This is a genomic window from Sphingomonas japonica (assembly GCF_006346325.1).
GTDB classification, from domain to species: domain Bacteria; phylum Pseudomonadota; class Alphaproteobacteria; order Sphingomonadales; family Sphingomonadaceae; genus Sphingomonas; species Sphingomonas japonica.
On the sequence record NZ_VDYR01000001.1, the window covers coordinates 369467 to 381862 of the forward strand.

A 12396-nucleotide genomic window follows, 5' to 3' on the forward strand; every position below is an offset into this window, starting at 1 on the left:
GTCAGACCAGCGCCCTGGCTTCGTCGTCCATCGTGCCCGAAACCTCGTTGGCCTGCAGGATCATCTCGGTATGTGCCGCCCCCGAAGGAATCATCGGGAAGCAGTTGGCAAGCTGCGTTACCAGGCAATCGACGATCACCGGGCCATCGTGCGCGAGCATCGCCGCGATGCCGTCATCCAGTTGGTCGGGCCGCTCGATGCGGATGCCTTTCCAGCCATATGCCTCCGCCAGCTTGACGAAGTCCGGCAGGCTGTCGCTGTAGCTCTCCGAATAGCGGCTGGAATAGGTCAGTTCCTGCCACTGGCGGACCATGCCCATATACTGGTTGTTGACGATGAAGATCTTGACCGGAAGCCGGTACTGGGTCGCGGTCGCCAGTTCCTGGATATTCATCTGGATCGACGCTTCGCCGGCAATGTCGATCACCAGCGCGTTCGGATTGCCGAGCTGCGCACCGATCGCCGCAGGCAGGCCATAGCCCATGGTGCCGAGCCCTCCGCTCGTCAGCCACTTGTTCGGCGCCTCGAAGCCGAAATGCTGTGCTGCCCACATCTGGTGCTGGCCGACTTCGGTGGTGATGATCGGCGCGAGATGCTTCGTCGCGTCGTAGAGATTGCGGATCGCGCGCTGCGGCATGATCGCATCGGGCTGGTCGTCGAAGTCTAGGCAGCGCTTGGCGCGCCAACCGGAAATGCGCCGCCACCATTCGTCGAGGTCGGGTTTGGGATGCTGCCGCGCCTTCCAGATGCGGATCATGTCCTCAAGCACATGCCCGACATCGGCGACGATCGGGAGATCGACGCGCACCGTCTTGTTGATCGACGAGCGGTCGATATCGACGTGGATCTTCTTGCTGTGCGGGCTGAACGCATCGAGCCGCCCGGTAACGCGATCGTCGAAGCGGCTGCCCAGCGCGATGACGAGGTCGGCGCGATTCATCGCCATATTGGCTTCGTAGGTGCCATGCATGCCCAGCATGCCGAGCCATTGGTCGGACGAAGCGGGCAACGCGCCGAGACCCATCAGCGTCGAGGTGACCGGCGCACCGGTGATGCGGGCCAGTTCACGCAGCAACTGGCTTGCCTGCGGTCCGGCGTTGATGATCCCGCCGCCGGTGTAGAAGATCGGGCGCTCGGCCGCGGCGAGCATGTCGACCGCCGCCTCCACCAGCGTCTTGTCGGCCTTCAGCGCGGGGCGATAGGTCTTGTGCTGGATCGGGCCGGGCTTTTGATAGCGCGCGGTCGCAACCTGGACGTCCTTGGGGATGTCGATCACCACCGGGCCGGGGCGGCCCGACGTGGCGATGTGGAACGCCTCGTGGACGATCGCACCGAGCCGGGCGGGATCCTTCACCAGATAATTATGCTTGGTGCAGTGGCGGGTGATGCCGACGGTATCGGCTTCCTGGAACGCGTCGGTGCCGATCAGCGCGGTCGGCACCTGGCCGGTGATGACCACCATCGGGATCGAGTCCATCAGCGCGTCGGTGATGCCGGTGACCGCGTTGGTCGCGCCGGGGCCGGACGTCACCAGCACGACGCCGGGCTTGCCGGTCGAGCGGGCATAGCCCTCGGCCGCGTGCGTCGCGGCCTGTTCGTGGCGGACGAGGATGTGGCGGATGCGTGGGCGATCGCGGCCGGCGCCGTCCTGGAACAGCGCGTCGTAGATCGGCAGCACCGCGCCGCCGGGATATCCGAACACGACTTCCACGCCGAGATCGACCAGCGCCTCGATCAGGATGTCGGCTCCACTCTTCTCGGTCACGAACCTGCTCCTCGATATTACGCCGCACTGCAATAGCATCGTGCGAGCGGGGCTGCTACCGATTACAAAACTACGTGTCAACGACAACTATTGTAACAAGATTCCAAAATGACGGTGCGTTCTGTGGGATCATGTGCGTGTAGCCTCGGCCAATCGAACGGCGGCTGATTGCGGAACCAGGTATATTGCCGCTTGGCATAGTGCCGCGTCGCAGCCTTTGCGCGCGCGACCGCTTCAGCGCGATCCATCGTGCCGCCGATCATTCCGGTAAGTTCCGGCACACCGATCGCTCGGCGGACCGGCGCGCTGGCCGGAATGTCCGAGCGGGCCGCAAGCGCGCGGACCTCGTCGATCGCACCTTCGGCCAGCATCGCGTCGAACCGCGCGTCGCAGCGCTGCATGAGCCACGCGCGGTCAGGCAGGAGGATCAGCGGGACGAGCCGAACCCGATCGGCGATGCCGCCGACGCGCTCGCGCTGCCAGTCGACGAGCGGACGTCCGGTCGCGCGCACGACTTCCAGTGCGCGGGCGACGCGGGTGGTGTCAGTCGCGAGCAGTCGCGCAGCGGCGGCGGGGTCTTCGCGAGCGAGCGCGGCGTGCGCGTCGCCGACCGCGAGCGCGCGCACCTGCGCACGGATTTCAGGGTCGATCTCCGGCACCGGAGCGATACCGTCGAGCAGCGTGCGCAGATACATGCCGGTGCCGCCGACCAGCACCGGAACGCCGCCATCGGCATGGATCCGGGCGATAGTCGCCGTCGCCTCGCTGGCCCAGCGCGGCGCGGAATAGGCTTCCGCGCCATCGACATGACCGAACAGGCGGTGCGGCGCGCGCGCTTCTTCGTCCGGGGACGGGCGCGCCGTGACGACGCGCAGGTTGCGATAGACCTGCGCCGAATCGGCATTGATGACCGTACCTGCGTGTTTCTCGGCAAAGGCCAGGCCAAGCGCGCTCTTGCCGCTGGCGGTCGGCCCTGCAATGACGACCAGCGGGAGCCGCTGGGGGAATTTGGCCATGTTCATCGCCACGCTGATAGCATCGGAGCGTCTGAGCGCGGGCGATATTTCGGAAGCCAGCGACCGGTTGATCCGCGCAGGTCTGCGTGTCGAGCGTTCGCACTGGATCGACGAGGGCATTGCCGCCGATATCGCATTCAACGGCGATCCGCTGGCGGCGCGCGGCGCGCTCGAACGGTCGCTTGCCGCCACGGACATTGTCGTGCAGCCCGCCGAGGGGCGGCGCAAGCAGCTGCTGGTCGCCGACATGGATTCGACGATGATCACGGTCGAGTGCATCGACGAGCTGGCCGATTATGCCGGGATCAAGCCGCAGATCGCCGACGTCACCGAGCGCGCGATGCGCGGCGAGCTCGATTTCGCCGATGCGCTCGACGCCCGCGTTGCCTTGCTCAAGGGGCTTGACGAGGGGGCGATCGCGCGCTGCCTTGAAGAACGGGTAGAAATTATGCCTGGCGCAGAGCTGCTGGTGCGCACGATGCGCGGCTGGGGAGCGACGACAATTCTGGTGTCGGGCGGCTTCACCCGCTTTGCCGAACCCGTCGCCGACCGCATCGGCTTCGAACGCGTTCTCGCCAATCGCCTGCTGATCGAGGACGGCGTGCTGACCGGCAAGGTCGAGAAGCCGATCGTCGATTCGTCGACCAAACAGGCCACGCTGGAGGCGGCGATCGGACATCTCGACATCGACGACCACCTCTCGATGGCGGTCGGCGACGGCGCGAACGACCTGGCGATGATCCGTCGCGCGGGGCTGGGCGTGGCGTATCATGCCAAGCCGATCGTAGCGCAGGCGGCAGGGGCGCGGATCGATCATGGCGACCTCAGCGCCTTGCTGTATGCGCAGGGTGTGCCCAGAAGCGGCTGGGTGGCCGATTAGAACTGGCCGTCGCAGCGAAAGGCGATCGGCGATTGACGCTGGCCACGGTACGGGCCGAAGATGCCAGCAGTTAGAGTACGGTAAGAGGGATAGATTGATGCGGTATGGATCGGGTTTTGCGCTGGCGACGATGCTCGTCCTGTCGGGTTGCGACGGGAGCTCCGACACGCCCGATCCCACGCCGACGGCTACGCCCACGCCTTCTCCGACGCCTACGCCTACCCCGACACCCACCCCCACTCCGACGCCATCCGGGCCGCCGACCACGGCGGTTTCGAGCGCGGTGGTCGCGACGCTGGACAACCCTTGGGCGATGACCTTCCTGCCCGATGGCAAGATGCTGATCACCGAGCGGACCGGATTGCTGCGGATGGTGACGAACACCGGGACGGTGACGACGGTGGCGGGGACCCCCGCTGTGGTCGCTGCCGGGCAGGGCGGGCTGCTCGACGTCATCCTCGATCCGGGCTTCGCGTCGAACCGGCGCGTGTATCTGAGCTTCACCGAGAGCGCAGGCGGCGCCACCGGGCTGGCGGTCGCTCGCGGGCTGCTGGCGCTGGATGGCAGCGAACTGGTAGATGTCAGCGTGATCTGGCGCCAGGTGCCCAAGGTCGACAATGAAACCCGGCACTTCGGCGGGCGCATGGCGATCGCGTCGGACGGCCGCCTGTACATCACCTCGGGCGAGCGTCATCAGGGCGCGCCGGCGCAGGACAAGGCGGTGACGCTGGGCAAGATCGTGCGGATCAACCGCGACGGGTCGATCCCCGGCGACAATCCGTTTGTCGACACGGACGGCGCCAATCCCGAAATCTGGTCGCTGGGGCACCGCAATCCCTACGGCCTGGTCTTCACCAGCGACGGCAAGCTGTTCGAAAGCGAGATGGGGCCCGAAGGCGGCGACGAGTTCAACCTGATTACCAAGGGTGCGAATTACGGCTGGCGCGTGGTGTCGGAGGGCGACGACGGCGAGCCGCTGCCGCGCCATGCCACGCGCCCTGACTTCGCCGCGCCGCTATTCAGCTGGACCCCGGTGATCGCGCCGGGCGGAATGATCCAATACACCGGATCGCGATTCTCGGGCTGGTACAATGACTTCGTGCTGGCCGGGCTGGTCAGCCAGGGGCTGGTGCAGGTTCGCGTGACCGGCAACACCGCCACCGAAGTCCGCCGCATCCCGCTGGGCGCGCGCATCCGCGAAGTCGAGCAGGGCCCGGACGGGGCGATCTGGGTGCTTGAGGACGGTGCGAGCGGAAGGCTGCGCAAGCTCGATCCGGCGTGAGCAGAACCGTAGCGTTCCCAAGCATCGGGGAGTGGTCGATGCCGATATTCGACCGACGCACCATAATTCGTGGCGTTGTGGGCCTTGGCGCATGTACTGCGATGCCGTCCGGGATATGGGCAAAAGCTGATAGTGGTCGGCTGTTGCCAGTACGAGACACCCGGCTTTGGGTCGATGACAGCGGCCCGCGCGATGCGCCGGTGCTCGTGTACATGCATGGTGGTCCCGGGGTCGGCGCTCTGGAGTTCGAAACCTACATGAAGCCGGCGCTGGCCGACCGGGTGCGGTTGATCAGCATCGACCAGCGCGGTGTCCTGCGATCCGATCCGATCGCGAAGGATGCCAAGATCAGCGTAGCTGACCTGGTTGCGGATTTCGAAGCGGTTCGCGCGGCGCTGGGCATCGCGCGGTGGCAGGTGCTGGGCCACAGTTTCGGCGGCATGTTGGCGATGCACTACGCACTGGCGCATCCCGACCGGGTCTCTCGGCTCTCGCTGGAAAATCCGGCCTATGACGCCGCGGCGAGCGGGCATTGGGTCGCGGCGGCGACCGCGCAAGCGTTGAACGGCGCGTCGCCCGAGGCGGCGGTCGCTGCCGACCGCCTGGCCGATCGAGCGACGGTCGTCGATCCGACCTTTTTCGACAAGCTGGGTCCGGCCATGGCTGCGCTTGGCGATCGGCGACAGGATCTGTACGTCGTGCAGGCCAAGCACCGCGACATGTTCTCGCGCCTTGCAACGACGTCCGGGCTGCCCGATGCCCGGTGGGAGCAGGGGCAGATACCGGGCCTAGCGCTGCTCAAGTCGCCGGATTTCTACACGCCGATGATCCCGCGGGTGCAGGGCCTGAAGATGCCGATCCTCTATGTTCGCGGATCGGGCGATCACACGACCAGCCCGGAGGAGATCGCGGCATTGCTCGCGGCGGGCGCCAGGATGGAGACGGTCGCCAATGCCGGGCACTTCATCCACGTCGAGGAACCGGCGGAGCTTGCAGACCTTTTAGCAAGCTGAGCCGCCCGGCCGTGGCAATTATCTTGTTCGATCGCTCCGCGTCGCAAATGACGCAGAGATAGTCCGCACTATTTTCGCACCGGCAGACACTGCCCGCCCGCGCGCTTGACGGCTGCGCACGCCTGGTTCGCCTCGGCGCTCGATGCGAAGGGGCCGACCACGAGGCGGGTGACCGCACCGGCCTTTTGATAGTCGGGCTGCGTGCCTGACAATGCGGACACCTTGGACATCGACGACCACAGGTCGCGTGCGTTGCCTGCGTCGCGGAACGCGCCGAGCTGGATGCGCCAGCCGCCGTCGGTCCGCGCTGCCGGAGCCTTCGGGGCAGATGCCGCAGCCGGCTTCGGCGCAGCGGGCTTGGGCGTCGGTGCGGGCGGCGGTGTCTTCTTTTCGGCCCAGTTGGTAAACGGGGCGGGGGCTGCCTTGGATGCGGGGACATCGGCCTTGGCCACGGCCGTCGGCTTGGGCGCGGGCGCGTCGTCACCGACCGAGCCGGTGGGAAGCGGCGAGCGCTGCGCCTGGGTTTCGAGCTGGCGCGCCAAGGCCAGCCCCGCCTGGCGATCCTTGAGGCTGACATATTTGTCCATCTGGGCAAGCGACGTCGCCGCCTGCGGCAGGCCCGATCCCGATGCGCGCGTCACCAGCGCATAGGCGCGGGGCCAGTCCTTGGTGACGGCATCGCCGTTGAATAGCATCGTGCCGAGCACGAACTGCGCGCGCGGCTCGCCGCGGGCGGCGGATTTCTCGAGCCATTTGAGCGCCTCGTCGCGCTTGTTGTTCTGGAACAGTGCGAGGCCGTAATTATCCTCGGCCTGGGCATGTCCCTGCAACGCGGCCTTGCGATACCAGACTTCGGCCATGCCGAGATCGGCGGGCACGCCGCGGCCCAGCTTATATGCCTGCCCCAGGTTGAACTGCGCGTCGGGATCGCCGGCAACGGCAGGGCCGCGCCATTCCTCGACCGCCTTCTTGAATTCGCCGCGGCTCCATGCATCGACGCCCGCCTTGACGTCCGCCATCGCGGGCGCTGCGCAGACCAGCGCCACGATTGCCGTCAGTCGCCCAAAGCTGTTCATCGTCCGTCCCCGCCTTCGTTCGCGTCAAAGATAACGCGGCTTAACCTTGAATGGCAAAGGTTTCCTAAACACGCCGCCGCGCATCCCGGTCGATGCCGCAGTGGCGTTAACCGCTTCTTATGTCCTGGCGTGGCAACCGGTGCACTGGACTGGGCGGCGAACAGGGGAACTCATGCGCGTTCTGGCGATGGCATCGCAGAAAGGTGGCTCCGGCAAGACCACGCTTTCGGGACATCTGGCGGTGCAGGCACAGATTGCCGGCGCCGGGCCGGTGGTGCTGATCGACATCGATCCGCAAGGCTCGCTGTCCGACTGGTGGAACGAGCGCCAGACCGAATATCCGGCCTTTGCGCAGACCACGGTCGCGCGGCTCGCCGCCGATCTGGAAGTGCTGCGCCAGCAGGGCTTTCGCCTAGCCGTCATCGATACGCCGCCGGCGATCACCATGGCGATCCAGAGCGTGATCCAGGTCGCCGAGCTGATCGTCATCCCGACCCGGCCGAGCCCGCATGATCTTCGCGCGGTCGGCGCAACCGTCGATCTGTGCGACCGGGCGGGCAAGCCGCTCATTTTCGTCGTCAACGCGGCGACGCCCAAGGCGCGGATCACCTCCGAAGCCGCGGTCGCGCTGTCGCAGCACGGCACCGTGGCGCCGGTCACCATCCACCACCGCACCGATTTCGCGTCGTCGATGATCGACGGGCGCACGGTGATGGAGATCGATCCCAAAAGCAGGTCGGCGGCCGAAGTCGTCACCTTGTGGTCGTACATCTCCGACCGGCTCGAGAAGAATTTCCGCCGCACCGTATTCTCGGCTCCGGCCGCGAACGGGTTCGCCGCCGCCCGACCCGCTGCTGGCTTCGGCCGCCGCGTGATGAGCTGAGGAGGTGGGCATGTTCTCGAACTCCAAACCCACCGCGTCGCTGTCCTCGGGGCTGCTCGCGCGCAAGGGTCAGGCACGCCCGGCAATGCGGCCGCAGGGCTTTGTCGGCATGACGCCGACTGCGCTCGAGGATCTCGGCTGGAACGACATGGGCGACGCGCCGGTCGCGGCGGTCACGCCTGATCAGGTGGTCGCACCGCCCGCGGGTGTTCCCGCCGTGCTTCGCCAGCGCGAGAAGTTGACCGAGGAAGTCGCAGCGCCCCAGCCGGTGGCGGAAGCGGCTGCCGCGGAGCAGGCGCCCAAGACCGTTCCGGCCGCGAAGGTGGCGCGTATCAAGCGCGAGGCCACCGCCAAGGGATCGAAGGCGGCATTCACGCTGCGGCTCGACACCGACCGCCATTTGCGGCTGCGGCTGGCATCGGCGGTGTGCAACCGCTCGGCACAGGCGATCGTCACGCAGGCGCTCGACGCATTTTTGACCACGCTTCCCGACGTCGAGGAGCTGGCGCGCCAGCTGCCGTCGGGCGGCGATCGTTGACTGGGGGGAAGACGATGAACGTCCGGACCATATTGACCTTTGGCGTATCGGCGCTGGTGATGGGCACGACCATGGTCGGCTGCGCATCGACCAAGGGACCGCTGGCCCGCGCGAGCGCGAGCGCCGACCGGATCGCCGCCAATGCCGGCAAGGAAGCCGATGCCGCGCGCAAGGCTCTGGGCAAGCGACAGACCGCGGAAGCGGTCGTCCATGCCGAAGCGGCGGTGGCGGGAGATCCGAATAATGCTGCGCACCGCGCATTGCTGGGAAAGGCCTATCTCTCCGCGGGCCGGTTCCAATCGGCGAGCCAGGCACTGTCGGACGCGCTGACGCTGGCACCGGGCGATGGGCAGGTCGCGCTCAACCTCGCGCTGGCGCAGACTGCGCTCGGCGATTGGGACGGCGCGCGCGCCACGCTTAATCGCAGCGCGGCGATCGACGCGGCGGACAAGGGGCTGGCGCTGGCGTTGGCCGGGAACCCGATGGGCGGCATCCAGCTGCTCGGCGAAGCGGCGCGTGATCCCAGAGCTCCGGCCAAGGTCCGGCAGAACCTCGCTCTCGGCCTGGCGCTTGCCGGCAAATGGCAGGAGGCCAAGGCGGTCGCCGCCATCGATTTGTCGCCGGCGGATGTCGATAAGCGGATCATGCAATGGTCGGTGTTCGCACGACCCGCCCAGGCGTCCGATCAGGTCGCCGCGCTGCTGCACGTCACTCCCGTCGCCGACCAGGGTCAGCCGATGCAACTTGCACTCAACGCTCCGGTGGCCAGCGATGTCGCAGTCGCCGAAGCGGAGCCGCTCGATGCGTTCATGCCGGGGCCGGTGGGCGAGATGGCCAGCACGGCGCCGGTCGAGGTGGCCGTTGCGGCGATGGCGGTAACTCCCGACGGAACGGCGGTCACCCGGTTCGTTTCGACCGGCGAGATCGTTCAGCCGCTTCCAGCAGGCTATGTTCCCGCCAATCTTCGCTCCGCCCCGGTGATGGTCGCTGCGACCGAGCGTGCCCGACCGGTCGTGTCGAAGCCGACGGGCGGCACCAAAGCGTCGCTCGAACGCGGCAGCTATTTCGTTCAGCTCGGCGCCTATGACAGCGCCGGGGTGGCCCGCGATGCCTGGGGGCGGATGGCACGGCGCGTGCCGACGCTGGCGTCGCTGGCACCGCAGGGGATGAGCGCTGGCAGCTTCTATCGCCTGTCGGTAGGCGGTTTTGCCCGCGGCGATGCCAATCGTCTGTGCGGACAGGTCAAGGCGCGGGGCGGCAACTGCTTTGTGCGGACAAGTGCGGGCGAGCAGACGGCAAGCTGGGCGCGCGGCGCGCAGATGGCGTCGCGCTGAGCCTTTAGTCCTCGACGATCAGGCTGTGATCGCGCGTGTCGCGCATCGTCGCATAGGTGACGAGCGACACGCCGATCATCGCGGTGACGTACCAGTAGAACCCCTCTTCGAACCCCGAGTCCTTGAACCATAGCGCGATATATTCAGCGGTGCCGCCGAACAGCGCGTTGGCGATGGCATAGGGCAATGCGACGCCGAGCGTGCGGATGTGCGCGGGATACATTTCCGCCTTCACCACGCCCGAAATCGCGCTGTAGCCGCTGACGATGACCAGCGCCGCCAGGCAGATCGCGAATGCCGTCGCCGGATCGCGGGTGGCCGCCAGCGTCGAGAAGATCGGATAGGTGAAGAGAACGCCGAAGACGCCGAATGCGATCATCACCGGCTTGCGCCCGATCCGGTCCGACAGCGCGCCGACCACGGGTTGGAGGCACATGAAGATCAGCAGGGTACCGGCGCTGATTGCCGAAGCGGTCTCGCGGCTGAACCCGCTGGTGTTGACCAGGAACTTCTGCATGTAGATCGAATAGGCGTAGAAGGCGAGCGTGCCGCCCGCGGTCAACGCCAGTACGGTGACGGTTTCGCGTGGATGATGGCGCAGCAGCGGCCAGAAGCCCGAGCGGGTTGCCGCGGCTTGATCGACCTTGGCAAAGCTCTCGGTCTCGGCGAGCCCTTGGCGGAGCCAGAACACGCCGATCGCCAGCAGCCCTCCGATCACAAACGGGATGCGCCAGCCCCATTGGTCGAGTGCAGCTTCGCTCAACAGATTTTGCAGCAGGATCAGCACCGCGAGCGCGACCAGCTGACCGCCGATCAGCGTGACATACTGGAAGCTGGCGAAGAAGCCGCGATGCTTCCTGCCGCCCATCTCGGACAGATAGGTTGCGCTCGCGCCATATTCTCCGCCGACCGACAGTCCCTGCAGCAGCCTTGCGGTCAGCAGCAGCGCGGGGGCCGCGACGCCGATCGTCGCATAGGTCGGCGTGATCGCGATCAGCAGCGATCCGAAGCACATCAGCGTCACCGACAGCGTCAGCCCGGCCTTGCGACCGCGACGGTCCGAATAGACGCCCATCAGCCAGCCGCCGATCGGCCGCATGAAGAAGCCGAGCGCGAACACCGCGGCGGCCTGGAGCAGTTCGACGGTGGGATCGTCGGACGGGAAGAAATGCGGCGCGAAGTAGAGCGTGAACGCCGCATAGGCATACCAGTCGTACCATTCGACGAGATTGCCCGCGGAGCCGCCGATGATCGAGCGGAGGCGGGAGCCGGAATGGGTCATGCCGACGGTTCGGGATACACGTCCGCCTCGACATAAGGCGCGCTTCGGCGTGCGAGCGCTGCTGCCAGCATGCCTTTGTCCAGCTGTCCTTCCCAGCGCGCGACCACCACCGTGGCCACGGCGTTGCCGATGAAATTGGTCAGGCTGCGGCATTCCGACATGAAGCGATCGACGCCCAGGATCAGCGCCATGCCTGCGACGGGCACGGATGGCACGATCGACAGCGTCGCGGCCAGCGTGATGAACCCTGCGCCGGTGACACCTGCTGCGCCCTTCGACGACAGCATCGCGACACCGAGCAACAGCAACTGCTCGCCAAGTGTCAGGTCGACGCCGGTCGCCTGCGCGATGAACAATGCCGCCAGCGTCATATAGATGTTGGTGCCGTCGAGGTTGAACGAATAGCCGGTCGGCACGACCAGGCCGACGACTGCCTTGGCGCACCCCGCCTGTTCCATCTTGGTGATGAGCGCGGGCAGCGCAGCTTCGGATGACGACGTGCCGAGCACGAGCAGCAATTCGGCCTTGAGATACGCGATCAGCTTGAAGATCGAGAAGCCGGCGATCCGCGCGACGATGCCGAGCACCACGATCACGAACAGCAGGGACGTCAGGTAATAGGTGGCTACCAACGCGCCGAGATTGGCGAGCGTGCCGATGCCATATTCGCCGATGGTGAAGGCGATGGCGCCGAACGCACCTATGGGTGCGAGCCGCATCAGCATCCCTACGATGCGGAACACTACCGCGCTGAGCTGTTCGAGCAGGTCGAGGACGGGCTGAGCGCGCTTGCCGACCAGCACGAACGCGACCCCGAACAGGATCGACACCAGCAGTACCTGCAGGATGTTGCCGCCGGTGAACGGGCTGACCAGTGTCGTCGGGATGATGTCGAGCAGGAAACCGGTCAGGCTGCTGTCGCCTGCCGCCTTGGTGTAGGTATCGACCGCGCCGCCATCGAGCGTCGCCGGATCGATGTTCAGACCGGCGCCGGGCCGCACCGTGTTGGCGACGATCAGGCCGACGATTAAAGCCAGCGTCGAGAAGAACAGGAAATAGACGAACGCCTTCAATGCGACGCGGCCGACTTCAGCAAGGTCGCGGATGCCGGCGATGCCGGTTACGAGCGTCAGAAAGATCACGGGCGCGATGATCATCTTGACCAGCTTGATGAACGCATCGCCGAGCGGTTTCAGCGCGGCGCCGGTGTCGGGCGCGAAATGTCCCAACGCCGCCCCGGCGGCGATCGCGACGAGCACTTGCAGATAGAGGTGCGACCACCACCGGCCCGGCGGCGCCACCGACGTCATTTCCGCCTCCGCCCCGA

Annotated in this window: 11 protein-coding genes; 6 read left to right on the forward strand and 5 right to left on the reverse strand. The window is 66.6% G+C overall.

What is annotated here, in order from left to right:
- Position 1: 1 nt before the first annotated feature.
- Both FHY50_RS01880 and miaA read right to left on the reverse strand, forming a co-directional pair.
- Positions 2-1765 carry an acetolactate synthase 3 large subunit gene (locus tag FHY50_RS01880; RefSeq protein WP_140046697.1) on the reverse strand — a complete coding sequence of 588 codons (1764 nt, stop codon included), beginning with the start codon at positions 1763-1765 and terminating at the stop codon, positions 2-4.
- A 77-nt stretch (positions 1766-1842) separates the two neighbouring features.
- Entirely contained in the window at positions 1843-2787 is a 945-nt protein-coding gene (miaA, locus tag FHY50_RS01885; protein ID WP_420030871.1) for a tRNA (adenosine(37)-N6)-dimethylallyltransferase MiaA, read from the reverse strand.
- Here miaA and serB point away from each other — a divergent pair.
- The 3 genes from serB to FHY50_RS01900 all read left to right on the forward strand — a co-directional run bounded on the left by serB (position 2780) and on the right by FHY50_RS01900 (position 5956).
- Entirely contained in the window at positions 2780-3661 is an 882-nt protein-coding gene (gene serB / locus FHY50_RS01890; RefSeq protein ID WP_140046699.1) for a phosphoserine phosphatase SerB, read from the forward strand. The two genes, miaA and serB, sit on opposite strands and share 8 nt — an antisense overlap.
- Before the next feature lie 283 nt (positions 3662-3944).
- Complete coding sequence (locus FHY50_RS01895) at positions 3945-4943, forward strand: PQQ-dependent sugar dehydrogenase (protein WP_244935276.1); 999 nt, start codon at positions 3945-3947, stop codon at positions 4941-4943.
- 143 nt (positions 4944-5086) lie between these two features.
- Complete coding sequence (locus FHY50_RS01900; protein WP_166745473.1) at positions 5087-5956, forward strand: alpha/beta fold hydrolase; 870 nt, start codon at positions 5087-5089, stop codon at positions 5954-5956.
- A 68-nt stretch (positions 5957-6024) separates the two neighbouring features.
- Here FHY50_RS01900 and FHY50_RS01905 read toward each other — a convergent pair whose 3' ends face one another.
- A complete protein-coding gene (locus tag FHY50_RS01905; RefSeq protein WP_140046701.1) occupies positions 6025-7032 on the reverse strand; it encodes an SPOR domain-containing protein in 1008 nt (335 codons plus the stop codon).
- Positions 7033-7204: 172 nt separating this feature from the next.
- Here FHY50_RS01905 and FHY50_RS01910 point away from each other — a divergent pair, with 172 nt between their 5' ends.
- From FHY50_RS01910 to FHY50_RS01920, 3 genes are read left to right on the forward strand one after another with little or no spacing between them, the layout of a single operon-like run.
- Positions 7205-7915, forward strand: a complete 711-nt coding sequence (locus tag FHY50_RS01910; RefSeq protein WP_140046702.1) for a ParA family protein — start codon at positions 7205-7207, stop codon at positions 7913-7915.
- Between the two features lie 10 nt (positions 7916-7925).
- Complete coding sequence (locus FHY50_RS01915) at positions 7926-8453, forward strand: hypothetical protein (protein ID WP_140046703.1); 528 nt, start codon at positions 7926-7928, stop codon at positions 8451-8453.
- Positions 8454-8467: 14 nt separating this feature from the next.
- Positions 8468-9787, forward strand: coding sequence for an SPOR domain-containing protein (locus tag FHY50_RS01920; protein ID WP_140046704.1), 1320 nt, complete (start codon positions 8468-8470; stop codon positions 9785-9787).
- Positions 9788-9791: 4 nt separating this feature from the next.
- On the opposite strand, the gene FHY50_RS01925 is transcribed toward FHY50_RS01920, so the two are convergent.
- Together FHY50_RS01925 and FHY50_RS01930 are read right to left on the reverse strand one after the other, a co-directional pair.
- The gene (locus FHY50_RS01925; protein ID WP_140046705.1) at positions 9792-11069 is read right to left on the reverse strand and encodes an MFS transporter; all 1278 of its coding nucleotides are present in this window, start codon (positions 11067-11069) and stop codon (positions 9792-9794) included.
- Entirely contained in the window at positions 11066-12379 is a 1314-nt protein-coding gene (locus tag FHY50_RS01930) for a dicarboxylate/amino acid:cation symporter (protein ID WP_140046706.1), read from the reverse strand. Before FHY50_RS01930 ends, FHY50_RS01925 begins: the two co-directional genes overlap by 4 nt.
- Positions 12380-12396: the final 17 nt, after the last annotated feature.